This window comes from Asticcacaulis biprosthecium C19, from assembly GCF_000204015.1.
Lineage (GTDB): Bacteria > Pseudomonadota > Alphaproteobacteria > Caulobacterales > Caulobacteraceae > Asticcacaulis > Asticcacaulis biprosthecius.
This window is the reverse complement of the sequence record NZ_GL883077.1, coordinates 544,703-546,348: the sequence shown is the minus strand read 5'-3', so window position 1 is coordinate 546,348 and position 1,646 is coordinate 544,703. Positions and strand designations below refer to the sequence as shown.

Sequence of the window (1,646 nt, the reverse complement as noted above, 5' to 3'; positions counted from 1 at the left end):
AGATAGGCGATCAGAGCGATGCGTTCTTCGGGCTTCTTGATGCCCGCGAAGGCCATCTTGGTGCCCTTGACCCACTTTGCCGGAGCGCCGAGGAAGCCATAGAGCTGGTCATAGGTCCAGTTCGGCGCTTCGCCGGCATGGGCCTTCATGGCTTCGGAATATTCAAATCCAGCGTGCGAGGCGGTCGGGCGGCCGACCAGGCCCCACAGATTCGGACCGGTGCTGTTCGGGCCGCCATTGGCAGCGTTGTGGCAGCTGGCGCACTTCTTGAAGGCGGCTTCACCGGCAGCCAGGTCGGCGGTCGCCAGAACCGTGCCCCAATCGGGAAGGACTTCGACCGTGGCGGCGCCACCGGCCTCTTCGGCTTCAGCGACCTCGATCAGGTAGCCGGGCTTTTCCGGCGCCTCACGGTGATAGATGGACTCGGCGCCGATGCTGACGCCCATGATGACCAAACCCGTCGCCAGGCCAGCACCAAGAATCTTGTTAAGTGTCAGGTCGCCGCTCATCTTGCCCGAATACCCATGAATCAATAAACGCCGGAGATTAGGCGCTGTGACAATGGTGTCAACAGCCCGGCTTGCGTTTGGCTCTCTGACACGCTACCGCCAAAGACGCAAGCCGACTTTTGCGCCCAAACGGCCAAAAGTGGCAAATCGTCGCAGGTCCGAAAGTCGGGCCGATAACCTGAGGAATATATAGAGACTATGTCAAACCAGACCACACGCAAGATCGCCTATCAGGGCGAGCCGGGGGCCTTCAGCCATCAGGCTATCAAGCGTTGGTTTGGCGACTTTACCGCCGCGCCGTTTCCGACCTTCGAAGCCGCGTTCGAGGCGGTCCACAGCGGCGAATGCGAACTTGGCATGATTCCGGTCGAGAATTCGGTCGCCGGACGCGTGTCGGACGTCCATCACCTGCTGCCGCATTCGGGGCTGAAGATCATCGGCGAGCGCTTTTTTGCCGATCGAGATGAACCTGATGGCGGTGCCGGAAACCTCGCTGGAGAACATCAAGGTGGCCGCCTCACACGCCATGGCGCTGCTGCAATGCCGAAACTCCCTGCGCGAACTGGGCATTACAGCCGAGGTCTTCCACGACACGGCGGGCGCGGCCCGCGCCCTGTCGCAGACGCGCGAGCTCGACCGCGCGGCCATCGCCCCGGAAGTGGCGGCCGAGCTCTACGGCCTGAAGATCCTGAAGAAGAACATGGAAGACGCGCGCCACAACACGACCCGGTTCCTGGTGTTGACGACCGAGGGCCGGGTGGTCGCCCCGGCGCCGGATGTGCCATGTGTGACCAGTTTTGTCTTCCGGGTGAAGAATGTGGCGGCCTCGCTGTATAAGGCTTTGGGCGGGTTCGCGACCAACGGCGTCAACATGACCAAGCTGGAAAGCTATATCGAGAACGGGGTGTTTGCCTCGACCTTCTTCTATTGCGACGTCGAAGGCCGCCCTAACGATCCGGGTTTGAAACAGGCTTTGATCGAGTTGGAATTCTTCGCCACCAAGCTGGAGATTCTGGGGACTTATCCGATGGATCCGTTCCGGCTGAGCGAAGGACAAAGGTAAGGTCTTGAACCCACCGCGAAGCGGCATCCTATGTTAAGGGGATCCACAGATTACACAGATTAAAAGAGGATTTT

The 1,646-nt window shown here is 60.3% G+C and carries 2 protein-coding genes and 1 pseudogene; 2 read left to right on the top strand and 1 reads right to left on the bottom strand.

Annotated elements, in window-relative coordinates; translation table 11 throughout:
* On the bottom strand, positions 1-509 hold a 509-nt coding region (locus tag ABI_RS02875; RefSeq protein WP_040308871.1), incomplete at its 3' end, for a c-type cytochrome.
* 198 nt (positions 510-707) lie between these two features.
* On the opposite strand from ABI_RS02875, the pseudogene ABI_RS26550 reads away from it, so the two are divergent.
* Both ABI_RS26550 and ABI_RS02870 read left to right on the top strand, forming a co-directional pair.
* A pseudogene (locus ABI_RS26550) lies at positions 708-896 on the top strand (prephenate dehydratase domain-containing protein); the annotation flags it as partial.
* A gap of 85 nt (positions 897-981) precedes the next feature.
* Positions 982-1,572 carry a prephenate dehydratase domain-containing protein gene (locus ABI_RS02870; protein WP_309545661.1) on the top strand — a complete coding sequence of 197 codons (591 nt, stop codon included), beginning with the start codon at positions 982-984 and terminating at the stop codon, positions 1,570-1,572.
* Positions 1,573-1,646 lie beyond the last annotated feature (74 nt).